Origin of the sequence: Rhodococcus sp. UYP9, from assembly GCF_040547235.1 — a bacterium.
Taxonomy (GTDB): Bacteria; Actinomycetota; Actinomycetes; order Mycobacteriales; family Mycobacteriaceae; genus Rhodococcoides.
The window spans coordinates 466,666-487,474 of sequence record NZ_JBEPPH010000001.1; the positions used below are offsets into that span (position 1 = coordinate 466,666).

The following is a 20,809-nucleotide window of genomic DNA, read 5'->3' on the forward strand; positions in this document are numbered from 1 at the left end:
CATCGGTCGGTCGCGGTACCGATGACCGCCATTACGACCTGCTGATTTGCAGCGCCCAATCCTTGACCTGGGTTCTCAAACTCCTAACATTGCGCGAGGCCGGCATTGACATTCGACACCTGCGCACCGGCCTGAAGTCTGACAGCTCGTTTGCGTTCTACCGCGCCAACATGAGAACCATCTTGAATGCGCACCGACCCTAGCCATAGCTGCGTACCCGCTCGACGGTCGAAGTCGAAAAGCAACCCTGCACTCCCCCTGTCATAAGCGGCAGTCGTCCCATCTCGCCTACACAACGAATTACCGAATAAGCGATCTCGCTGATGGCGTTGCCGACCAGCGGTGTGTTCTCCATGACATACCGATCGCCGGATCCCTTACCAGTCGCCCGTGGCTGCGCATCACCGCGCGTGGGAGGGCGCGATCGAGATCACGAGCGACCTCAGATTTGGAATCGACCGCGATCAGATCGATGTCCTCGCTGAGCCGACCATCGACCAAATGGGTTCGGGCGAACGCTGTTCCGCCGATGAACACAATCCGGTCCGCGAAGTGCGCACTCAGATAGCCGAGAAGATGCGAGATCAGGTGATCCCTCTCGACCTGAGCGCGCGCGACACCGAAACGCGCGGCCGCCGAGGCCAACTCGTCCGGGTTCACTACTGCTCCCCCAACCGATCGCGCAACCGCGCCAGCGTCGTTCGCATCTTCTGAACTTCAGCGATCTCGGCCAACACCTCTGGATCGCACCGTCGATACAACTGCTCCACCGCCGGCCACACCTCACCCTCGGCATCACCCAACCCCGGACGCTTTTCCAGATCCAACACCGTCTGCTCCGGAGTAGTCACCAACACCGCACCCAACTCGGTATCGATGCGCTCCGCATCCAGACGTGCCGTGTCACGCACAACAAACCGGACTACTGCCTGCCGGTCGGCCAACTGGATCGGATCGTGCCGCGTCGGCACAGCCACCACAGCAGTCGCCAACGCCCGCGGAATCGCGCCGTGCAACCGAGCCGCGCTAACACCCATCACCACAACCTCATCGCGGCCATAGGCAGCAACCGCGATACCTGCCGCCGCAGCCTCCAAACCAGGCATCCAGCCGCCACCGACCTTGTTGTCGGGCACCGCCACGTAGAAGCCTGTCGCCACTCGATGCAGCAGACCCAAGTCCGTCAGCCGCGCGAGCTCGGCGCGCGGATGCGCGTAGACATCGGCGGCCGTCGCTGCCCGCACCACCCGCATCGGAAGCCGCGCGAACTCCGGAGGTAACCCGGCCTGACGGCGTCGAACATCGCCCGAAGTCACGCACACCTCCGTAAAGTCTCGGAAACGTAGGCTTAAAGCCTACAGAACCGACACTCATTCCAACACCGCACTTCGCTCCGGCCACCTCCCGCACCGTCCGAGCGCATCCACCTACATCCACACGAATGCTCACCGGTGAGTTAGCAATGAGTTGTGACATTCTGTGACACCGAACGCCGAATCGAGCCGCCGTACCGGCAAATCCCCAGGTCACACGCGACACATAAACCCAGGTGGACGAACCGGGGGCTCGCACAAGAAACGAGCGGCCAAATCAGTCCAAAAAGAAAAGGCCCCGACCACACCATCTGGTCGGAGCCGTCTCGTGGAGCCTCCTAACGGGATTGAACCGTTGACCGCTCGCTTACAAGGCGAGTGCTCTACCGCTGAGCTAAGGAGGCGTTGGTGCTGAGCCAGCATATCCACTCACTCCTCGCTCAGTAACAGCAGGTACCTTGTGCGTGGATCACCCCAGCTATGTAAAGACGGTCATGACTTTCCTGCAAGACGTGACGGCCTCGCTCAGCCGTCTCACCGGCGAGCGTCGCGCCACCATCGACACCCCTACAGCCGCACCTTCACCACTGCGGCCGATCGACCTCACCGACGATGCTGTGGTGGCAGAAGTGCTGGATCTGGCGGTACGCGTCGGTGAGGTACTTCTTGCGTCGGGGACTTCCGCGATGGATACGGCATCCCAGGTGCAGTACATCGCGGCAACCTACGGCCTTGCTCGCTGCGATGTCGATGTCACCTACAACTCGATCACGATCAGCGCTCACCGCGGCCCGACGCGGCCGCCGGCGTCGACGATGCGGATCGTGGAATACCGGTCGATGGATTTCACGCGTCTCGCTGCCGTCGACAACTTGATTCGCGATGTCCGCATCAAGATGGTGACGCCGGCGTTTGCGCGCGAGACGTTGGACGCCATCACCAAGGCACCGCACCCGTACAACCGGTGGATCGCGACGCTTGCGTGGTCCGGCATGGCGGCGGCGATCAGCGTGTTGGTCGGTGGCGATGCGCTGGTGGCGGTGGTGAGCTTCTTGACGACGATGGTCATCGACCGGATCGGGCGCGTTCTGAACCGGGTGGGTCTGCCGTTCTTTTTCCAGCAGGTGGTCGGCGGGTTCGTCGCGGCGACCCCTGCCATCACGCTGTACAACTTTCAGGACGAGTTGGGTATCACGATTTCGCCGTCGTTGGTCATCGCGGCGGGCGTGACGGTGTTGCTGTCGGGATTGTCGTTGGTGGGCTCGGTGCAGGACGCCATTACCGGGGCCCCGATCACTGCGTCGGCGCGGTTCTTCGAAGTTCTGATGATGACGGGCGGAATCATCGCCGGTGTTGCGACGTCGTTGAAGATCGCCGCGATCGTCGGAAGCGATCTGCCACTGATCACCAACAACCCGCCCCCTGGTATCGAAGAATTGCCGACGAAGGTGCTGGCGGGTGCTGCAGCCTCGTTGTTCTACGCGCTGGCCTGCTACGCGGAGCGTCGTGCGTTGACGGCTGCGTTCCTCGGCGGCTTTGCCGGTGCCCTGGTCTACCTGCTCATCCAGACGCTGTCCACCGGGCCGATCATCGCGTCGGCGTTCGCGGCGACCGTCGTCGGTTTCGCCGGTGGTCTGATGGCTCGTCGCGCGCTGATTCCGCCGCTGATCGTCGCGGTCGCCGGCATCACGCCGCTGTTGCCTGGCCTGTCGCTGTACCGAGGCCTCTACGCGCTGCTCAACGACCAACTACTGCTCGGCATCAGTGCACTGCTCGCAGCGTTCGGTATCGGTTGTGGCCTCGCTGCTGGGGTCACGCTCGGCGAGTGGGGTGCGCGTACGTTGCGTCGTCCACGCATCTTGGCTCGCACCGAAGAACTGCTACGTCCTACTCTTCGACGCAGAGAAGAACCGCGTCGCCCGGTTGTTCGTCGGCGACGCGGTTCTGTCGAGCTCAAGAAAAAGAAGAAGGTCTAAGCCTCGGGGGTTCCCTCTGCGGACTGACGTGCAGCTGCGTCGGCCTCCATTGCTTCACGGAGGCTGCGGGGACGCATGTCCGTCCAGTTCTTCTCCACGTACTCCAAGCATGCTGCACGGGTGTCTTCACCGAAGACAACCTTCCAGCCCTGCGGTACATCGGAGAATGTGGGCCACAACGAGTGCTGGTCTTCGTCGTTGACCAGCACGAAGAAGCGTCCGTCTTCGTCATCGAATGGATTGGTACTCATCTCGCCTCACTCGTCGCAAACGTATTGTTATCGGCAGTCTTCTATGTGAAGTGCCCCCGACCCTAGCAACGCACAGTATCGCACTCGAGTGCCGACGCTGGAGGTCAGCTTCGAAGAAACTCCAGCACGGCGCTGTTGATCGCCTCTGGCCGCTCCAGATATCCGAAGTGCCCGACGTCGGGAATCTCGACGTATTGGGCGTCGGGGATCGCCTTCGCCAGCTCCTCGCTCAGGTACGGGGGGATCATCCGGTCGTGCTCGAATCCGACCGACAAGCAGGGCACGGAGATTTTTCCGTACGCGGCACCTCTGTCGAAGTTCTCGTCCATGCCCAGCTGAGCCCGCACGCCGGGGGATGTCGGCGCTGTCGAGAACTCGAAAAGGTCGAGCCAGTCACGCGCCGACCGGGAGTCTGCAAGTGTGGTCGGCGACAGGTTCATCACGGCCGTGATCGCCGCGGCGTACTTCGGTGGCAAGGCGGTCTTGGCGTCGGCGAGTTCGCGTTCACCTTCGCCGAGTGTCTTCTGAAACTCGTCGAGACGGGCATGTCCGGCGAGGAACACAGCTTTACGGACCAGTTCGGGTCGCGTCAGCGCCAGTTCCTGCGCGACGCGTGAGCCCATCGAGGTGCCGACGACATATGCCTTCTCGTCGCCCTCACGAATCAGTTCGATGAGTCCGGCGGTGTCGGCTACGAGATCGTCGATCTTCATGCCCTGCGCACTCTCCGACGATGGCGCTATCCCACGATTGTCGAAATAGCAGACGCGGTAGCCGGCTTCGACGAGTTCGGGGACCTGATGCAGGTCCCACACTCGGCCCGGGCTACCGGTGCCCATGATGAGAACGACCAAATCGCCAGCACCTTTGACCTGGTAATTCAGCGAAATCCCGTTCACGGTTGCGATCGGCATGTAACTCCTTTGCTCGTCTGCGGCTGGAAAAGAGCTTACGACCGAGCCCGCGAAGTAGTCGACCGGCGGGTTTCCGGCTTCACTCGGTCGGGTAGTCCACCATGGTTGCGCGTTCGGCATGTAGATCGCTGTCGGGCGAATTCCACCGGGGAGTAGAAGCGAGGGGTACTGCAGTGAGCAATGAGAACGCATCCGAAGAAGCCCGCAAAGGCCTGTTCGACGCGGTGAAGGGCAAGGCCAAGGAGGTTGTCGGGGCAGTGACCGGCAACGATTCCCTCACCACCGAGGGACAGCTTCAAAATGCACAGGCCCGCGAACGAGCAGAGGCGAACGCCACCGAGTTGGCGGCCCAGGCGCAATCCGAAGAAGCCGCCGAAGACCTCGCTGCCGTGCGAAATGCCGCCCAGCAGCAGCGCGATGCAGCCAGCGCGAGCGCCGAGGCCTCGGCCGAGAGCGCCCGCCACGTCCAGCAGGCACAGCATGTCGCGGCCGAGAAGGAAAAGCATCAGACCGTCCGAGACGAGGTTGCCGACGCCGAGGTCGACGCCCGCGCCGAACAGATCGAGGCGGTTGCCGAGGGGCAGTCCGACGCTGCAGCCGCGACGCAGGACGAGCTGAAGGCCGTGCAGGAGCATGGCGAAGAAGTGGCCGAGGCCGAGGCTGCGCGAGCGGCAGCGGACCGCGCTCGACGCAACGCCGAATCATTGCGCGAAGACATCAACCCGTGAACAGGAGTAGTCCTTCCATGAACGTACTCAGCATCCCGCTGTCCATTCTCCGATTTCAGTACAAGATCGTTCGAATCCCGTTGCACCTGTTCGAAACCAGCGTCGTGCAGACGTGGAGCACCGACGCACCCGCTCGAATTGCGTACGAGCGCACTGTCGGATCGCTCGACAAGGCCGTCGGCAGTGTGCTCGGCGACAAAGATGTCGAACAACGTGGCGAAGCTCAGGTCCACCTCAGCGAAGAGTTGGCCAAGGCCCGCAAGCTCGAAGCCGACGCCGACGCGACCCAGGCAGTCGCCGACCAGAAGCTGAGGGCCTCTCGCGAAGCGGCCGAGAAGGAACGCAAGGCTGCTGCCCTAGCCGCAGACGATGCTGCACGGAAAGCACGTGAGCAGGCCGAACAGCGCAAGCAGCAGGCCGCTCAGGAAGCCGAAGCGAAAGCTGCCGCCGAGAAGAAGCGCGCCGACGAGGTGGCCGAATCACGGGCAGCGCAAGCCCGCGCCGCGGAGAAGAAACAGCACGAGCAGATCGCCAAGTCCGAGAACGCCGCAGCCGCGCCCGCAGAATCCGAACTGGCGGACGCCGCTGAAAGCAAAGAAGAGGCAGCGGACAAGAAGGCCGAAGCCGCTCGTATCGAAAAGCTGTTCCTGGCAGAGAAGAACAGCTGAAAAAGCCGAACACAACATCGAAAGCGTCTCTCCGGGGGCGCTTTCGGTGGTTCAGAGCCTATCTATCGCCCCTGCCAAGCCGACCAGAGTTCGGCGTAACGCCCACCCGCAGCGACGAGTTCGGCGTGTGGACCTTGTTCGAGGATTCTTCCGTGTTCGAGGACCACGACGCGATCGGCGGCGGCTGCTTGGGTAAGCCTGTGTGCCACAACGAGTGTGCTGCGTCCGCGGGTTGCGGCTGCCGCTGCTGCCTCCAGGTCTCGGGCACCGGCGCTTCCGGCTTCGGCGGTCGCTTCGTCGAGCACGGCGACGGCGGGATCGGCGAGCAGGAGTCGCGCAAGTGCCAGCTGTTGTGATTGGGCGGAGGTCAATTCGTGTCCACCTTCTCCGACAACGGTATCCATGCCGTTGTCGAGGGTGTCGACCCATCGGGTGGCGCCGACGGTGTCGAGTGCTGCGTGGACGTCCGCTCGGCTCGCGTCCGGTGCTGCGAGTAGTAGATCCTCGATCAGTGGACCTGCAAAGACGTGTACTTCTTGGCTGACGATCGCGATATGTCTGCGCAGCCCTTTCGCGCCCAGTTCGGCGAGTGTCGCGCCGCCGATCCGTACCGTGCCGGAGGTCGAGTCGATCGAGCCCGCTGCGATTGCTGCGATCGTCGACTTGCCTGCACCGGTGGATCCGACGAGTGCGACGGTCTCCCCCGCGCCGACGGTCAGGTCGATTCCGTGCAGAACTTCGTGGCCGGTGTCGTACGAGTGCCGGAGATCGGTGATCTGCAGGGTGCCGTCGACCGGGACGGCACCTGTCCCAGGCGACCGCTCGTCGGGTATGTCGATGACGCCGACCAGGCGCGCGAGGCTGGCGCCCGCCGATTGCACGTCGTCGAAGGAGAACATGAGCATGCCGATCGGGTTGAACAGCCGGTGAAACAGCAGCGCAGCAGCGGTCACCTGGCCGACGGTCACGTACTCGTCCTGGACCAGCAGGAATCCAGCGGCCAGAATCACCGACAGTCCGACGCATTCGGCGCGGTTACTGCGCGAACCGAAGCGTGTGAAGAGTCGGAACACGTCGATGCCGATGTCTCGAGCCTTGCCCGACGCTTTGTCGATTTCGGCCAGGTGTGTGTCTTCGAGTCCGTAGGCGCGAACGGTGCGTGCGCCCTGCATGCTGCTGATGAGTGCCTGGGACCGCTCGCCCATGGCGACGCGCTCGGCGGCGTAGAGGGGCGCCGATTTCGGTAGGTACCAGCGCAGGGCCATGACGTACATCGGGATGGCGACCATGCCGGCGAGTCCGAGACGCCAGTCCAGGCTCAGCATCGCGACCACGCTCAGTGATACGAGGAGAATCGCGGAGACGATGTTGGGGATGACCTCGCCGATGGACTTCGCCATGACTGCGACGTCGTCGCCGACACGGGAAAGCAAGTCTCCCTTGCCGACTCGTTCGAGTGTGCCGATCGGGAGATGCAGTGCGCGTCGGAGTACCCGTTCGCGCAGCGTGGCGAGAGTCCGCTCGCCCAGCTTGCTGATCATGTAGGTGCTCAGTGCTGTGAAGATGCCTCCGATGACGGCGGCCGTGGTGATGACGACCACCACGCTCACGATCGTCGACGTCGGGGCACCTTCGGTGACGCGGTCGACGAGTACGCCGAAGACGTAGACGGGGATGAGCGACATGGCCGCCGAGACGGCACTGATCGCGAGGGTGAGGAGGGCGAGTCCCCGTTGGGCGCGTATCTCGCCCGACAAGTAAGCCCAGGACCGCTTACCCGTCGCGATAGGGAGAAGTTCCGGTGTGGTCATCGCAGGACCGCCCCCTTGTAGCGTTCGTCGGCGGTTGCGAGGTGGTGATGCGTTCCCTCGGCGACGACGCGTCCGTCGTCGACGAGTACGACTCGATCCGTCACTGCGAGAAGGGCGGGACTGGTCGTGATCAGGATGGTGGTCTGGGCACGATCACCGCTGTGACGCAGTTCCTTGATCCCGGCGGCAATGGAGTGTTCGGTGACGGCGTCCACCGCGGTTGTCGGGTCGTGCAGGACGAGCACCGGGGCCGAGACCGACAATGCCCGGGCCAATGCGACACGTTGACGCTGACCGCCCGACAAGCTGGCCCCGCGATCGGTGACTGTGTGGTCGAGGCCACGCTCGTGCATGGCGACGACGTCGGTAGCGGCGGACGCGGCGAGTATTCGGTCGAGCTCGTGGTCCTCGCGGGCGCGCCCGGCGGAGACGTTCGTTCGCACGGTGCCCGCGAACAGGTCGGTGTTGTGCGGTTCCACGAGCACTGTTCGACGCGCGTCGGCCAGTCCGAGTTCACCGAATCCGAGACCACCGATGGTCACTGTGCCGAGGTAGTCGTCCTCGCAGATCTGTCCGGACAGCACCGCGGCCAATGCCTCGCCGTCCTGGGGCCGCAGTGCCACCACACCTACGAGTTCCCCGGGGGCGGCCGAAAGATCGAAGCCGTCGAGAGACCGGTATGCGATGCCCGCGGCCGCGATATCGGTGGCCGGCGGTGCAACGGAACCACCCTCTGCCAGAACGTGATCCGCGCCGAGCACCAAGGCCAGGCGATTGGCGGAACCTCGCACGACTGCAGCGACACCCGGCAGACGCGACATCGTGGTCAGCGGTTCGATGATGAACTGCGAGAGTCCGATCACCGTGATGAGCTCACCTACCGAGATCCGCCCCTGTAGCGCGAACAGTCCTGCTGCACCGGCAATTCCGACGGCCAGAAGCGCACTGACCGTCGTCGAGAATCCGAGGTAGATACTGTTGGCTTTGGCCATCTTCATCGTCGCGCTCAATGCGGTGCGGCTCGAGGCGAAGAATCGAGCCGACGCTGCTTCCTCCGCACCGATACCGCGTAGTGGACGCACCCCGCCGACCAGGTCTGTCGCCATGCCGGACACACGCGCGACCTCTGCTTGTTGCGCCGTCGCGGCCTTGGTCAGAAGTGGAGCGGCACGCTGCAGTCCGAACATGATCAGTGGGGTGGCGATGACGACCGCCAACCCCAACGGAATGTCGATGATCAGCAACGCGATTGCGCTGACGAGGGTGGCAGTGATCGCGCCGGCAGTGCGCGCAATGACATCGAGAATCCATGAGGTCTTCTCGGCGTCGGAGGTGGAAACGGACAGCAGTTCACCGGATACGAGGTCGGTGCGCACGCCTCGGGGATGGAGCACCCGGCCTGCGACCTCGACACGCATCATGTGCGCCTCACGTTCGATCGCGACCACGATGATGCGGGCTCCGAAACGAAACGCATACGACAGAACCACGAACAGTCCAGCCAGCGCCAGCAGCGAGATGATCATCGCGGTGCCGTCACCGGTGGCGATGGCGCGGCCGACGATCAGACCGATCGCGACCGGAACCATCGTTTCGCAGAATTGATGCAAGCACAGGAACACGGTGGAGATGATCATCCGGGTGCGCTGACGTCGCACACTCCGGCGAAGAATCGCTGTACCGGTCGAAGGGGGGTTCGTGGTCGTCGACACACCCATCACGTCGCCGAGGAAGAAAAGTGCATTGATCGACCCTAATCCATGCCCCGATGGGGCCCAGGTCACTTCGACGAGCACTGCGCTCGTTCAGAGGAAGTGGCGAGAGGGCGACCAGTTCTCATAGAGTTGGCGGCGACGCGAAAGAAACTTTCGTGAGCACCACCTGTCGAGTACGCCAGCAACCACTACGGAGACGATCATGGCCGCCAATACGACCACGGACAAAGACATCGCCGACGACGAGATCGTCCCATTGGCCGACGAGACTGCCAGCCAGGCGCAGCGCGTCGTCGCTGCCTACGCGCTCGACGCAGACGAGTGCCGCATGCTGTTTGCGATGCTGGGCATCGAACCGGCGGCACGACCCGAGTGATCGCACGCACCAGCAATCGCACTTTCTGAACGATGAACCGATAGGACAGTAGTGGCTGACGCCTCGCAGGGTTCCAATTTCGTCGTCGTGGCCAACAGGTTGCCCGTGGACTTGGAGACGCTTCCCGATGGAAGTACGCGATGGAAGCGAAGCCCCGGCGGGCTGGTCACGGCACTCGAACCGATCCTTCGAGCCAACAACGGCGCCTGGGTGGGCTGGCCGGGCGTCCCTGATGTCGAGGTCGAGCCGTTCATCGAGGACGAGCTCGAACTGTGTCCCGTCACGTTGAGCGAGCGAGAAGTAGCCGACTACTACGAGGGCTTCTCCAACGGCACCCTGTGGCCGCTCTATCACGACGTCATCGTCAAACCGATCTACGACCGTTCCTGGTGGAATGCCTACGTCGAGGTCAACCGTCGGTTCGCCGAGACGACGTCTGCTGCGGCAGCCGAGGGTGCGACGGTGTGGATTCAGGACTACCAGCTCCAGCTGGTCCCGAAGATGCTGCGGATGCTGCGCCCGGATCTGACCATCGGGTTCTTTCTGCACATCCCCTTCCCGCCGGTCGAGTTGTTCATGCAGATGCCGTGGCGGACCGAAATCGTCGAAGGGCTACTCGGGGCCGATCTCATCGGATTCCATCTCGCGGGCGGCGCACAGAACTTCCTGTACCTCGCCCGCAGACTCGCCGGTCAGGTCACCTCCCGCGGATCCGTCGGGGTGCGGTCCAAGCTCGGATCCGTCCAGGTCGGCTTCCGGACGGTACGCGTCGGCGCGTTCCCGATCTCCATCGATTCGGGGGATCTCGACGAGAAGTCACGGCGCAAGGCAGTCCGTGATCGTGCCAAGCAGATCCGTAAGGATCTGGGTAACCCGAAGCGCATCATGCTCGGGGTCGACCGTCTGGACTACACCAAGGGAATCGACGTCCGGCTCAACGCATTCCGTGAGCTTCTCGAAGAGGACCGTGTCGATCCGGCCGAGAACATCATCGTCCAGCTCGCCACACCGAGTCGCGAACGCGTCGAAAGCTACAAGGCGATGCGCGGTGAGATCGAACAGCAGGTCGGCCGCATCAACGGTGAATACGGCCAGGTCGGCCACCCCGTCGTGCATTATCTGCATCGACCGATCCCACGGGACGACCTCATCGCTTACTTCGTCGCAGCAGACGTCATGCTGGTCACTCCCCTACGCGACGGGATGAATCTCGTCGCGAAGGAGTACGTCGCGTGCCGTAGCGACCTCGGTGGTTCGCTCGTGTTGAGCGAATTCACCGGTGCCGCTGCCGAACTCCGTCAGGCATACCTGTGCAACCCGCACGATCTCGACAGCGTCAAGGACGCCATCATCGATGCGCTCGAGCAGGCGCCCGAGGACGGCCGTCGGCGTATGCGCGCCATGCGTAGGCAGGTGCTCGCACACGACGTCGACCGATGGGCCAGGTCCTTCCTCGACGCGCTGTCGAATCCGCCGCAGGACGGTCAAGCGACAACTCAGCGCTGATTCGACCGATTGTCCACTGGAGGCGCCCAGCCTCCAGTGGACAGTGCTCAGATCGGAGCCAACTCGCTTGCGAGCCAACGCCCGTCGACTTTTTCCATCGTCATCCGAACCCGACTTCCGCTGCTGGCAGCGTCGGGTGCATCGGTGCTGGTGGTGATCTGATTGAGGAACAACAGTATCGTTGCATCGTCCGGATCGGCCGAAACGACAGCGGTGCCCTGCACGGTCACCTGAACGGTGAGCGACTTTTCCTTGGCACTGGGAGCGATCACTTCGGTCACCAACTTGGTGTAGTCGTCCTTGAAGTCTCCGGTCAAACCGTCTGCAGCAGAAGCTAATTGCTGATCGACATTGTCGAAGTCGTAGGCCAGCATCGAGATCGCCTGCGCCGAAGCAGCTGCGACGGCATCGGTACGTGCCTGCTCGGTCTGCTCGTTCTGCCGATACTGATAGAACAGCACCCCGACACCGGCGGCAAGCGCCAACACGATGACAACGGCCAAGCTGCGCAAAAGAATTCCAGATTTCATCACGGCACGAACTCCACTCTCGACGCGGTCATCACGTCACCGTCGTCAGCGACTGTTACGCGCAACCGGAAGTCGCGCGGCTGGGGTTCTTCGGCATCGGAGTTCTTCACCATCGCCCGTGCAGCCACGAGGACATCCGCCGTATCGTCGCTGCTGTTCTCGATTCCAGCTTCGATGATCTCACCGTTCGAATCGACACGGGCCTGCTTGACGACGTCGACGAACGGACCTTCACGGCCCTCGAACTCGGCCTTGAAATCTCCACTGGCACCGGCCAGCAACCGGTCCACGTCCTCTTGCGCCGAATCGGGATGAATCGTCGTCAGATTCAAGACGGTCTGTCGGGCGGTCTGTACGAATCGCTCGGCTTGCGCGTCTTCGGCGCTCGTCGCTCGATTGGCCAGGAACAGGTAGACGCCTCCAGCGAGGAGGGCGAGAACCACGACCACGAACAACGACGTCAGCACTAGGTCGAGCCGGTTCGTTTTCCGATGCGAGACATCCACGTCCTGCTCGGGCTTTTCTTCCTCCAGCAGAGCCTCTTCTTTCGTCGGCTCTGTCGGCTTCTGCTCGGCGTCAGCCTTGACGAGGGAGGGTGTGGGCTCCTCTTTCTTCAGGTCCGGGGTGTCGACGGGTGAGTCCTGTGCGGTTGCCGGTACTTCGACTGTGTCCTTCGACGTCGTCTCGCCCGCAATAGGCCCTGCCGGTCGTACTGCCCGACGGCGTGGGCGCCTCGGCGCCGTGCCCTCGTCGTCTGCCATAAAAACCTTCCTCGTTGCGTCCAGTGGTCGTGCCGACTAGAACGGGTATCGACCTACATCTCATTCACATTGTGCACGCTGCGGGTAACAGAACGGTCGAGAACTAGAACTGGTTCACCAGGCTGATACTCTCACTTGTCTTGTTGATTGCGAGAGGACCACTCCCTATGGCTCACACGCTCACGTGGCACGACGACGTCAGCCGGCAGGCGCGGGTACTGGCCTATGCCATGCGGATGACGCTGAAACCGGCGTTCAGTCTCTGGCCACTCACCGACAACGGTATCCGAGCGATCGGCCACCTCGACCGTGCCGTCGACCGACTCCCCAAGCCCAAGCGCGTCACGATCGAGCAGGTTGCCCTCGGCGGGGTGCCGTGCGAGAAGACGACGCATCCGCGGGTCGCGACGGGATCTCTTGCCGATGCAACCATCCTCTACTTCCACGGTGGCGGTTTCGTATTCTGCGGTTTGGCCACCCACCGGAGCGCCTGCGCCACAATGTCCGCTCGCGCAGGTGTGCCCGTGTACTCCGTCGAATACCGACAGATCCCCGACGGCGGAATCGGTACGTCCATCGCCGACGCGATGCGCTCCTACCGCGCTGCGTTGGACACCGTTGCCGATCCGTCCAAGATCATCGTCGCAGGTGATTCTGCCGGTGGATATCTCGCGATGAAGGTCGCCGAACTTGCTGTACTGGAAGGTCTCACGCCGCCCGCCGCGGTGTTGGGGTTCTCCCCTTTGCTCAATCTGAATTTGAAGAGTCATCCGCGGAAGTTCATGAATAAGGATGCGTACCTTCCAATGAAGCAGGTTCTGGCACTCGAAGAACGCTGGCTTGCCGGACCAGACACGATCCCCGGCGCTGCTTCGCCCGTCGATGCCGACCCGTCGATCTTTCCACCGGTGTTCCTCTCGACGGCGGAGAACGAAATCATGCGACCCGACGTCGAATCGATGACCCGGAAGCTCGGCGTCGCCGGCCGAACCGTCGAAACGCATGTGTGGAGGGGGCAGGTGCACGCGTTCCCCGTCATGGCCAGTGGACTTCCGGAAGGCAAAGCGATCCTGGATCTCGCTGTGGCCTTCGCTGCCCGCAACCTCTGAAGCCGATTCCCTACGGAGTCCACTCCGCCGCATCTGCGGTGGAGTGGACTCGAAGGGCAATCTGTTAACCAGTGCCCTGCTGGACCGACATGAGGCCCTGGAGATCGTTGACACCGCCGTTGAGTCCCGGCTGGGCGTAGGCGACGCCACCGGGTGCGACATACATTCCGGTCTGCGGATCGTACGGGCGTGCTGCCACTGCCGGAGTGACACTGCTTTCACCACTGGGGATTTCGGTGTACGACGGCTCCCCCTGCTCGACCGGGCCCCAAGGCGGGTTGTTGCCCAGCGGCACATACCCCTCCGCGCTGCGACAGATTTCCGGCGTGGGTGCGCGTCGACCGGGCACCTCCATACACGGCAGGTTCCTCGAGCCGCGGACCGCGGTGCTCTCGGACTGATCGACCTTGCAGAACAGGTCAGCCGGTGTATCCGGAACGGACATTTCATTAGGATCGCGTCGCTGATCGGCAGGAAGGAATCCTGTTGTGCACGAGGGCGGGTCGTTGACTTCGAGTTGGAAGTTCACGAGGGCGCCCTCGTCAGCGGGCCCGGCGCCCGCGGCGGTCATCAAAGCTGCAGTGATCGGCGGGTACAACACCAGGATCTGCTCGATGCCGGCGTTGTAGATGACGCCGACTTCACCGATGCTGACCAGGTTGGCGAGCAGAATCGGCAGCGTCGGCTGTAGATCCTGGAACAACTTGTTGGCTGTCGCTGCCGCGTTCGGCCCCTTCTCGAGAATGGCACGCAGATCCGGATCGCTGGCACGAAGCTGATCGGTGAAGGTAGCGAGATTACTTGTCCAGGAACGAATAGCGTCGCTGCTGACGACCTGCCCGTCCAGCAACGGGCCGAGCTGATCCAATAATTGGATGGTTTCTCCGGAGTTGGCATTCGCTTCCTGCACGAACAACCGGGTCGAATCGATGAGCTTCTGCAGGTCCGGTCCAGCCCCGTTGAACGCCTTGAACGACTCGTCGACGACGGTCCGCAGCCGAGTATCGGAAATACTTTTCAGTAGTGTGTCCGCCTGGTCCAGCATCGGCCCGACGTCCTGCGGCACCGACGACCGGTCCTCCGGAATGACATCGCCATTCGACAGGGCGGGTCCGTCCGAACTCCGCGGGATCAGATCGACATACTGCTCGCCGATGGCAGAAACACTTTTGACCTGTGCGTCGACATCTGCGGGAATCGAGAAGTCGCTGTCGATCGACATGTTGGCGTCAACGCCGTCGGGTGTGAGCTCGACAGAGCGCACCTCACCGACAGTGGTACCTCGATACGTCACGTTTGCGTAGGGGTACAGGCCGCCGGTCGTCGGCAGTTTCACCGTGACCGCGTAGCGACCGATCCCGACGAGTGCCGGCACTCCGACATATTGAGTGGCCATCACCACGAGTCCGATGACGGTGAGGATCGAGAAGATGATCAGCTGAACGCGGACGAATTTGGTGAGCATCATGGTGCGGGCACCCCGAGTCCAGGAATGGTGGGCAATGGAATTGCAGGCAGTCCTGGGATTTGTAGCGTCGGTGCGCCGACCGGTCCACGCAGTGGGTCGCCCGCTGTCACCGCAGTGGGCGCGGCCTGTTGACCGAGAGCGCCTTCGAGACCAGCAATACGGCCCGCGAGAGGTGTTCCGGTGAGGAAATTGGAGTCGAACCTCGGGAGAGACAAGTCGATGACCATCCCCAGGTTTGCGTAGTCTCCGCGGATCACGTTGTCGATGCCCTCCTGCGGGAACGGATAGGTCAACAGAACCGACAACACTTCGGTCAGCGCACTACCGGAATCGGCCAACGCGTTGAGAACTGGCGTGATGCTTTCGATATTGGTCTGCAGATCTGCACCACTGGTCTCGACCAATTGCGACACGACATTGCTGAGCTGACCCAGCGACACGAAGGCTCCGGTGATGTTCGGACGTTGCTTGATCAGAACGTCGAGCGCCGGCGGCAGTTCGTTCAATGCCTTTGTGAGCGTGGCGCTCTGATTCTCGACGTTGACGGCCAGCCGATCGATTCCGTCCAGTGCGGCAATGATGTCACCACGCTGATCATCCAGACTGCCGACCAATTCGTCCAGCCGCGGCAACAGATCGCGGATCGAGTCTTCACGGCCACCGATGGCATTGTTCAGTTCGGTGGTGATGTCCTGAATTTGAGCCAGGCCACCACCATTGAGCACCACGGACAGAGAGGACAAGGTCTGCTCGGTCGTCGGGTATGCCCCGGCTCGATCCAGCGGAATCACGTCGCCGTTCTGCAACCTTCCCTCGGGATCGGGCGGCGGCACCAGCGCGAGGTGCTGCGATCCGAGCAGCGAGGTCTGACCGATCTTGGCAGTGACATTCTCGGGCAACGCGACGCCCTCGTTCAGCGACACGGTGACCAGAGCGTGCCAGTTCTGAACCGTGATTGTATCGACAGTTCCGATGGTGACGTCGTCGACGGTCACCGGTGAGTTCTGCGACAGTGTGGTCACGTTGGGCATTTCGATTTTCACCTGATAGGCCCCGTCTCCCCGACCTTCGGTGCCGGGCAGTGGCAGGGAATTCAAGCCACCCCATTCACACCCTGCCAGTGTGATCGACATGGCGCAGGCAAGGATGCCCACCTTCACAACGGCGCGTGCACGAGTTCTCATCGTCCGCCTCCTAGCAGGTCGCCGAGGCTTGGCACCTGGACGGTCGGCATATCGGCCATAGGCTCGGACTTCGGAGCGGACGCAGGCGTCTGCGCTTGTTCGAGACCGGGCTCGGTGTAGACGATCTGATCCGGATTCGCAGCCGCTCCGGTTGTCGGATTGGCAAGAAAAGCAGGGTAATTGAAGACCAGCGAGCTAAGGACTGGACCGAGGTACTGCTTACACAGTTCGGCGCTTCGCTCAGACGTAGCGTTCTCCACACCCGCCACCGCACCGCAGATGAAGTTGATCGGGTTGCCGAAGTTGTTCAGCGAGATGGCACCGGTCAGCGAACCCTGCGCCGGTTGGTAGATGTTGTTGAAGTTGGCGAGTGCATTCGGTCCTGAATGCAGGATGCGCTCGATCTCCGGGCGCTTGTCGGTCAGGACGCGGGTCGCATCAGCCAACCGGCCGACTCCCTCGACCAATCCTGCCTGATTATCGGCGATGAACCGTTGAACTTCACCGAGCGCGACATTGAGATCGGTCATGGCAGTACCGAATTCGTCGGAGCTTTGGGCAAGCATCTCCGACACCGACGCGAGTCGGCCGCCGAACTGCACGATTTGATCGTTGCTGTTGGACAGTGCACCGACGAACACCTGCAGGTTGCGGACGGTCGAAAAGAGGTCTGTTCGGCCGTCGGACAGTATTCGCATGGTCTCGGACAGCTCCCGCAGTGTCGAGCGCAGCGAGTCACCGTTTCCGTCGAGGTTGTCGGCAGCGGTGTCGATCAACCGACCCACTGGGCCTTGATCGTCGACTCCCTCCGGTCCCAACGATGTCGATAGTTTTGTCAATTCGGTTTTGATCTGGTCCCATTCGACAGGTACCGCCGTGCGTTCGAGGGGAATCGTTTCCCCGTCTGCTAATTCGGGTCCGCCGGCGAACACCGGAGTGAGTTGCACGAACCGCGCGGACACCAGGCTCTGCGCGATGATCACGGCCTTGGCATCCGCCGGGATCGAGACGTCCAAGGAAACCTGCATACTCACCCGGGCATCGTCACCCTGAGGTTCGATCTTCTTCACCTTACCCACGGTCACGCCGAGCACTCTGACGTCGTCGCCTTCGTACAGCCCTGTCGTAGAGGAGAATTGAGCGACCACAGACTTCTGGGTCAGACCGATGACGACCTTGTAACCGACCACGACCAACACAATTGCCAGCACGGTGGCACCGAGATACAGCAGCTTCTTCTTCATGTCATTGCCCCGGGGGTTTCAGGATGGGTGGCGAATTCTTCGGAATCAGGTCCTGCAGAGTGCCAGGCAATTGATCCGGAGCAACGACGCCGTCCACGATCGTCTTCCACCACGAGCTCGGGAGGATGTTCTGGATATAAGCGTTGAAGAACGGCCCGCTGGCAACCGCTTCACCGAGCGCGCTGATGTACGGCCCCAGGCCGTCGAGCGCGCCGGCAATGTTGTCATTGTTCTTCTGCAGTACCGCCACCACCGAGTTGAGCTTCTCCAATGTCGGACCCATCTGCGCCGCATTCTCCTGGACCAAACCGGTGAGTTGGCGAGACACCGAGGAAATATTGGTGATCAACTGGCTGATCGCAGTGCGCCTGCGATCGAGTTCACCGAACAGCTCGTTGCCGTCGAGAATCAACTGGTTGATCTGATCGCTGCGGGTGGCGAGGATTCCGGTCACGCTCTCGGCACGTTCGAGCAACTGTTGCAGGCTCTCGTCGCGCGAGTTGATGCTTTGGGAAAGCCTGCTGATGCCGTCGAGGGCGGTGCGCAACTCCGGCGGAGTGTCGGACAACGTATCCGAGACCACGTTCATTGCGTCACCCAACTGCTGGGTGTCGAGGTCGGAGATGGTGGTGCTCAGGTCACCCAGTGCGTCGGTCAGCGAATACGGGGAGTTGGTGCGAGAGGACGGAATGGTGTCGTGGACGTCGATGGAACCGGGTCCATCGGGTGTCACCTTCAGCGACTTGCGGCCCAGGATCGTGTTGGTCTTGATCGCCGCGGCAGTCGCCTCGCCGAGCTCGATGTTTTCGCGCACCGTGAACTCGACGCGGACTTCCTGGTCGGCGAGAGCGATTTGCTCGACCTTGCCGACGTTGACGCCGGAGACTGTGACGTCGTCACCGACCATCAACCCGCCTGCATCGGTGAAGTTTGCCGAGTAGTTGATGCCGCCGTTCAGGAACGGCAGGCGGTCGTACTGCAGCGTCGCAATCACGATGCAGACGGCCAACACGATACCGATGACCCCGACGTGGATGAAGTTGGGCGATTTATCCGGTTTAGTTGACATCATTGATGTTTGCGCACCTCCCCGTATCCTGAACCGCCGTCGGGACGAGCAGTGTCGGTGACCCCTCAGGGCCCGAGATCTTGAATGTGTTGGAGCAGAGGTAGAACTGGAAGAAGCTGCCGTACGATCCGGTTCTGATCAGCTTCTTGTAGTCGCTCGGGAGCCGGGTGAGCACCTGATCGATGTTGTCTTTTCCGAGGTCCAGCTGGGTTGCGGTCCGGTTCGCGGCAGCGATCATCGACTGCAGATCCGGACGCGTCGCCTCGAGAAGCCCGGCCAGGTCTCCTGTTGCCCCCGCAATACGCGGGATAGCGTCGCCAATCGGGTCTCGATCCTGCGCAAGTCCACTGACGAGTTGCTGCAAGGAGTCGATGGTGGTCTCGAACTGGGTTCCTTGTCGATCGATCGTGCCGAGAGTCGCGTTGAGATTGGTGATGACATCGCCGATCAACTGGTCGCGGTCAGCGAGAGTGTTGGTGAACGAGCTCGTGTTACCGAGAAGCGAGACAAGAGTTCCGCCCTGTCCTTGCAGGACCCCGAGCAACGCAGCGGACAAATCGTTGATCTGCTGCGGATCCAACCCTCGAAGCAGTGGCTTGAACCCACCGAGCAACAGGTCGAGATCGAGCGCGGGTGAGGACTGATTCACTGGAATCGTGCCACCGCTGTCGAGTTCCTCGATCCCGCCGGGTCCTTCGAGTAGCTCGAGGTACCGATCACCTACGAGGTTCTCGTATCGGACGGTCGCTGCCGTACTCGTCAGCAGTCGATACTTCGAATCGACGTCGAACTCGACCTCCGCGAGGTCCTCGTCACCGACGTCCACACCCTTCACTGCTCCGACAGGAACCCCCGCGATCCGAACCTTGTCGCCAGATTTGAGACCTGACGCATCGCTGAATTCGACACGGTAGGAGTCGGCGCTACCGAACCGGTACTGGCTGAACACCAATGCCAATGCACCGAAGATCAGCACCATCACCAACGCGAAAATCGAGAGCTTGATCGTATTGCTTCTCATGGCCACGCCCCCGCAAACAGAAATTGGAACACCGTAGGCACATTGATGGAGGGCTGCGTCTCGGGCACGTACGGCGCGTCAGCGGTATCCGCGACAACGAACGGCGCATGGGCCTGCTTCGGATCGAAGTCGGGAAGTCCGTAGCAGTTGGGACCACCGCTGGCCGCAACCTTGGGTAGGTCCTTCTCTACCGTGTAGGCCGGATCTCCCAGCACGAAGCTCGTACTGAGTTTGATCGATGCGCTGTCTCCCGCCCCTGCCATCGGCCCGAATGCTTTCCGCCCCTTGTTGAGCCCCACCAGGAAGCACGTGATCTCGGGTGAATATTCGTCGAGAAGCGTAGTGGTGTCGGTCAGCGTCGACAGCGCGGTCTCGAGTGGCTGCTGGTTCTCGGTCAGCACCTGCGTTGCAGTATCGGCCAGACCGGTCACGTTCATCAGCAGCAGGTCGAGGTTCGCTTGTTCCTCGACGATGGTCTTTCCCGTGTCGCTCGCGTTGTCGAGTACCCGCATGAGGTCCGGCGTCGCGTCGGCGTAGACGTTGGTGACCACTGCCGCCGCGGCCAGATCTCGTTGCAGCGCTGGAAGACTCGGATTCACCGTCTTCAGGTAGGAGTCGGTGTCCTCGAGCAAGGACCCGAGTTGTTCACCGCGACCGCGGAGAGCCGAGGACACGGCGCCGAGGGTGGCGTTGAGCTTCTCGGGCTCGAGCTTTTGAAGAACTTCGGACAGATGCTGGAACAGCGTGTTGAACTCGACGGTGACACTGTCCGCGGGGATGACGGCACCGGCCTCGATGCTCTGATTCGACGGGGCTGCCGGGACGACGAAATTGACGTACTTGGCGCCGAATACCGTCGTGGACCTGATCTCTACCGCCACATTGGACGGAATCAGCGAGAGCGTCGACGGATCGAGATCCAGATCGAGTCTGGCCATGCCGTCCTCCTGCGAGATCGACCCGACGCGGCCAACCTGAACGCCGCGTAGTTTGACCTTGGCCTGCGGATCCAACACCAGTCCGGCGCGTGCCGAGGTGACAGTGACGGGAACCGTGCTGGTGAATCCACCAGCGAACGTGATCAGTGAGAACGCGGCGATGGCGACCAGGCCGAGCACCAGTCCAGCAGCGGCCAGTTTCTTGGTAATCGAATTGTCCATGTTCC

General features: G+C 62.1%; 20 protein-coding genes and 1 tRNA gene. 6 read left to right on the forward strand and 15 right to left on the reverse strand.

Annotation, left to right across the window (positions count from 1 at the left end):
• Window positions 1-300: 300 nt before the first annotated feature.
• The 3 genes from ABIB36_RS02230 to ABIB36_RS02240 form a co-directional block, all read right to left on the reverse strand.
• Window positions 301-660 carry a nucleotidyl transferase AbiEii/AbiGii toxin family protein gene (locus ABIB36_RS02230; RefSeq protein ID WP_354559011.1) on the reverse strand — a complete coding sequence of 120 codons (360 nt, stop codon included), beginning with the start codon at window positions 658-660 and terminating at the stop codon, window positions 301-303.
• Window positions 660-1,253: a type IV toxin-antitoxin system AbiEi family antitoxin domain-containing protein gene (locus ABIB36_RS02235; RefSeq protein ID WP_354559293.1), complete on the reverse strand. Its 594-nt coding sequence runs from the start codon at window positions 1,251-1,253 to the stop codon at window positions 660-662. The genes ABIB36_RS02230 and ABIB36_RS02235 overlap by 1 nt, the downstream gene beginning before the upstream one ends.
• Window positions 1,254-1,642: 389 nt before the next feature.
• Window positions 1,643-1,717, reverse strand: a tRNA-Thr gene (locus tag ABIB36_RS02240).
• 90 nt (window positions 1,718-1,807) lie between these two features.
• On the opposite strand from ABIB36_RS02240, the gene ABIB36_RS02245 reads away from it, so the two are divergent.
• A complete protein-coding gene (locus tag ABIB36_RS02245) occupies window positions 1,808-3,289 on the forward strand; it encodes a threonine/serine exporter family protein (RefSeq protein ID WP_084347230.1) in 1,482 nt (493 codons plus the stop codon).
• On the opposite strand, the gene ABIB36_RS02250 is transcribed toward ABIB36_RS02245, so the two are convergent.
• Together ABIB36_RS02250 and ABIB36_RS02255 are read right to left on the reverse strand one after the other, a co-directional pair.
• Window positions 3,286-3,540, reverse strand: coding sequence for an MbtH family protein (locus tag ABIB36_RS02250; RefSeq protein ID WP_084347229.1), 255 nt, complete (start codon window positions 3,538-3,540; stop codon window positions 3,286-3,288). The genes ABIB36_RS02245 and ABIB36_RS02250 overlap by 4 nt on opposite strands.
• A gap of 104 nt (window positions 3,541-3,644) precedes the next feature.
• A complete protein-coding gene (locus ABIB36_RS02255) occupies window positions 3,645-4,454 on the reverse strand; it encodes an alpha/beta fold hydrolase (protein WP_084347254.1) in 810 nt (269 codons plus the stop codon).
• A gap of 173 nt (window positions 4,455-4,627) precedes the next feature.
• Here ABIB36_RS02255 and ABIB36_RS02260 point away from each other — a divergent pair, with 173 nt between their 5' ends.
• Window positions 4,628-5,182 (forward strand): CsbD family protein, encoded by a 555-nt coding sequence (locus tag ABIB36_RS02260; protein WP_084347228.1) that lies wholly within the window; start codon window positions 4,628-4,630, stop codon window positions 5,180-5,182.
• Window positions 5,183-5,199: 17 nt separating this feature from the next.
• A complete protein-coding gene (locus ABIB36_RS02265; RefSeq protein WP_354559012.1) occupies window positions 5,200-5,850 on the forward strand; it encodes a hypothetical protein in 651 nt (216 codons plus the stop codon).
• A gap of 62 nt (window positions 5,851-5,912) precedes the next feature.
• Here the strand turns inward: ABIB36_RS02265 and ABIB36_RS02270 are convergent, their stop codons facing one another.
• Window positions 5,913-7,661 carry an ABC transporter ATP-binding protein gene (locus ABIB36_RS02270; protein WP_354559013.1) on the reverse strand — a complete coding sequence of 583 codons (1,749 nt, stop codon included), beginning with the start codon at window positions 7,659-7,661 and terminating at the stop codon, window positions 5,913-5,915.
• Window positions 7,658-9,298, reverse strand: coding sequence for an ABC transporter ATP-binding protein (locus ABIB36_RS02275; protein WP_354559014.1), 1,641 nt, complete (start codon window positions 9,296-9,298; stop codon window positions 7,658-7,660). Before ABIB36_RS02275 ends, ABIB36_RS02270 begins: the two co-directional genes overlap by 4 nt.
• A gap of 280 nt (window positions 9,299-9,578) precedes the next feature.
• Between ABIB36_RS02275 and ABIB36_RS02280 the strand changes: the two genes are divergently transcribed.
• Complete coding sequence (locus tag ABIB36_RS02280) at window positions 9,579-9,752, forward strand: hypothetical protein (protein ID WP_179142320.1); 174 nt, start codon at window positions 9,579-9,581, stop codon at window positions 9,750-9,752.
• 51 nt (window positions 9,753-9,803) lie between these two features.
• On the forward strand, window positions 9,804-11,258 hold the full coding sequence (locus ABIB36_RS02285) for an alpha,alpha-trehalose-phosphate synthase (UDP-forming) (RefSeq protein ID WP_084347226.1): 1,455 nt from the start codon (window positions 9,804-9,806) through the stop codon (window positions 11,256-11,258).
• A 47-nt stretch (window positions 11,259-11,305) separates the two neighbouring features.
• Here ABIB36_RS02285 and ABIB36_RS02290 read toward each other — a convergent pair whose 3' ends face one another.
• Together ABIB36_RS02290 and ABIB36_RS02295 are read right to left on the reverse strand one after the other, a co-directional pair.
• Complete coding sequence (locus tag ABIB36_RS02290; protein ID WP_084347225.1) at window positions 11,306-11,788, reverse strand: Rv1363c family protein; 483 nt, start codon at window positions 11,786-11,788, stop codon at window positions 11,306-11,308.
• Window positions 11,788-12,549 (reverse strand): Rv1363c family protein, encoded by a 762-nt coding sequence (locus tag ABIB36_RS02295; RefSeq protein WP_354559015.1) that lies wholly within the window; start codon window positions 12,547-12,549, stop codon window positions 11,788-11,790. Before ABIB36_RS02295 ends, ABIB36_RS02290 begins: the two co-directional genes overlap by 1 nt.
• 167 nt (window positions 12,550-12,716) lie before the next feature.
• Between ABIB36_RS02295 and ABIB36_RS02300 the strand changes: the two genes are divergently transcribed.
• Window positions 12,717-13,658, forward strand: coding sequence for an alpha/beta hydrolase (locus tag ABIB36_RS02300; RefSeq protein ID WP_354559016.1), 942 nt, complete (start codon window positions 12,717-12,719; stop codon window positions 13,656-13,658).
• A gap of 64 nt (window positions 13,659-13,722) precedes the next feature.
• On the opposite strand, the gene ABIB36_RS02305 is transcribed toward ABIB36_RS02300, so the two are convergent.
• Genes ABIB36_RS02305 through ABIB36_RS02330 form a run of 6 tightly spaced genes read right to left on the reverse strand, consistent with a single transcriptional unit; the run spans window position 13,723 to window position 20,804 of the window.
• Entirely contained in the window at window positions 13,723-15,126 is a 1,404-nt protein-coding gene (locus tag ABIB36_RS02305) for an MCE family protein (RefSeq protein ID WP_084347223.1), read from the reverse strand.
• The gene (locus ABIB36_RS02310) at window positions 15,123-16,310 is read right to left on the reverse strand and encodes an MCE family protein (RefSeq protein WP_084347222.1); all 1,188 of its coding nucleotides are present in this window, start codon (window positions 16,308-16,310) and stop codon (window positions 15,123-15,125) included. The genes ABIB36_RS02305 and ABIB36_RS02310 overlap by 4 nt, the downstream gene beginning before the upstream one ends.
• Window positions 16,307-17,554 carry an MCE family protein gene (locus ABIB36_RS02315; RefSeq protein ID WP_354559017.1) on the reverse strand — a complete coding sequence of 416 codons (1,248 nt, stop codon included), beginning with the start codon at window positions 17,552-17,554 and terminating at the stop codon, window positions 16,307-16,309. Before ABIB36_RS02315 ends, ABIB36_RS02310 begins: the two co-directional genes overlap by 4 nt.
• 1 nt (window position 17,555) lies before the next feature.
• Window positions 17,556-18,626, reverse strand: coding sequence for an MCE family protein (locus ABIB36_RS02320; RefSeq protein WP_373270538.1), 1,071 nt, complete (start codon window positions 18,624-18,626; stop codon window positions 17,556-17,558).
• Window positions 18,613-19,644: an MCE family protein gene (locus tag ABIB36_RS02325; protein WP_084347250.1), complete on the reverse strand. Its 1,032-nt coding sequence runs from the start codon at window positions 19,642-19,644 to the stop codon at window positions 18,613-18,615. Before ABIB36_RS02325 ends, ABIB36_RS02320 begins: the two co-directional genes overlap by 14 nt.
• Window positions 19,641-20,804: an MCE family protein gene (locus ABIB36_RS02330; RefSeq protein WP_354559018.1), complete on the reverse strand. Its 1,164-nt coding sequence runs from the start codon at window positions 20,802-20,804 to the stop codon at window positions 19,641-19,643. The genes ABIB36_RS02325 and ABIB36_RS02330 overlap by 4 nt, the downstream gene beginning before the upstream one ends.
• Between the last annotated feature and the right edge of the window lie 5 nt (window positions 20,805-20,809).

What these genes read in the sequence shown, in the direction of transcription:
- ABIB36_RS02235 (WP_354559293.1), bottom strand. Translation starts at nt 1,253, where the DNA reads ATGCGGGTGGTGCGGGCAGCGACGGCCGCCGATGTCTACGCGCATCCG.
- ABIB36_RS02245 (WP_084347230.1), top strand. Translation starts at nt 1,808, where the DNA reads ATGACTTTCCTGCAAGACGTGACGGCCTCGCTCAGCCGTCTCACCGGC.
- ABIB36_RS02250 (WP_084347229.1), bottom strand. Translation starts at nt 3,540, where the DNA reads ATGAGTACCAATCCATTCGATGACGAAGACGGACGCTTCTTCGTGCTG.
- ABIB36_RS02255 (WP_084347254.1), bottom strand. Translation starts at nt 4,454, where the DNA reads ATGCCGATCGCAACCGTGAACGGGATTTCGCTGAATTACCAGGTCAAA.
- ABIB36_RS02265 (WP_354559012.1), top strand. Translation starts at nt 5,200, where the DNA reads ATGAACGTACTCAGCATCCCGCTGTCCATTCTCCGATTTCAGTACAAG.
- ABIB36_RS02270 (WP_354559013.1), bottom strand. Translation starts at nt 7,661, where the DNA reads ATGACCACACCGGAACTTCTCCCTATCGCGACGGGTAAGCGGTCCTGG.
- ABIB36_RS02275 (WP_354559014.1), bottom strand. Translation starts at nt 9,298, where the DNA reads ATGATCATCTCCACCGTGTTCCTGTGCTTGCATCAATTCTGCGAAACG.
- ABIB36_RS02280 (WP_179142320.1), top strand. Translation starts at nt 9,579, where the DNA reads ATGGCCGCCAATACGACCACGGACAAAGACATCGCCGACGACGAGATC.
- ABIB36_RS02290 (WP_084347225.1), bottom strand. Translation starts at nt 11,788, where the DNA reads ATGAAATCTGGAATTCTTTTGCGCAGCTTGGCCGTTGTCATCGTGTTG.
- ABIB36_RS02295 (WP_354559015.1), bottom strand. Translation starts at nt 12,549, where the DNA reads ATGGCAGACGACGAGGGCACGGCGCCGAGGCGCCCACGCCGTCGGGCA.
- ABIB36_RS02300 (WP_354559016.1), top strand. Translation starts at nt 12,717, where the DNA reads ATGGCTCACACGCTCACGTGGCACGACGACGTCAGCCGGCAGGCGCGG.
- ABIB36_RS02305 (WP_084347223.1), bottom strand. Translation starts at nt 15,126, where the DNA reads ATGATGCTCACCAAATTCGTCCGCGTTCAGCTGATCATCTTCTCGATC.
- ABIB36_RS02310 (WP_084347222.1), bottom strand. Translation starts at nt 16,310, where the DNA reads ATGAGAACTCGTGCACGCGCCGTTGTGAAGGTGGGCATCCTTGCCTGC.
- ABIB36_RS02315 (WP_354559017.1), bottom strand. Translation starts at nt 17,554, where the DNA reads ATGAAGAAGAAGCTGCTGTATCTCGGTGCCACCGTGCTGGCAATTGTG.
- ABIB36_RS02320 (WP_373270538.1), bottom strand. Translation starts at nt 18,626, where the DNA reads ATGATGTCAACTAAACCGGATAAATCGCCCAACTTCATCCACGTCGGG.
- ABIB36_RS02325 (WP_084347250.1), bottom strand. Translation starts at nt 19,644, where the DNA reads ATGAGAAGCAATACGATCAAGCTCTCGATTTTCGCGTTGGTGATGGTG.
- ABIB36_RS02330 (WP_354559018.1), bottom strand. Translation starts at nt 20,804, where the DNA reads ATGGACAATTCGATTACCAAGAAACTGGCCGCTGCTGGACTGGTGCTC.